This is a genomic window from Acetomicrobium sp. S15 = DSM 107314, from assembly GCF_016125955.1.
In the GTDB taxonomy this organism is placed as follows: Bacteria; Synergistota; Synergistia; order Synergistales; family Thermosynergistaceae; genus Thermosynergistes; species Thermosynergistes pyruvativorans.
Window position 1 is genome coordinate 1 of sequence record NZ_JADEVE010000264.1, and the last position, 308, is coordinate 308.

General features: G+C 54.2%; 1 protein-coding gene. It reads left to right on the top strand.

Annotation, left to right across the window (positions count from 1 at the left end; all coding sequences use genetic code 11):
- Positions 1-308: orotidine 5'-phosphate decarboxylase / HUMPS family protein (locus EZM41_RS07175; protein WP_198470437.1), on the top strand; the 308-nt coding region annotated here is incomplete at both ends.

A 308-nucleotide genomic window follows, 5' to 3' on the forward strand; every position in this document is an offset into this window, starting at 1 on the left:
GGGTGTTTTTGGACTTAAAGCTCCATGACATACCCAACACCGTCAGAGGCGCAGTCGAGGCGTTGTGCAATATGGGCATCTGGGCCGTAACCGTCCATATTGCCGGGGGCAGGGATATACTCTCCCGGATCATCTGGGGTGCACGAATATCGCTTTTGATCCAGGTGAGCTCCGTCATTGTGGCACTCCTTGTGGAAATCTCCCTCGGCGCCCTCGGTGGATATTTTGGCGGCAAGCTCGACGAACTTATCATGCGCTTCATGGACATACTGCTCGCATTTCCTGGGATGCTTTTGGCGTTGGCCATT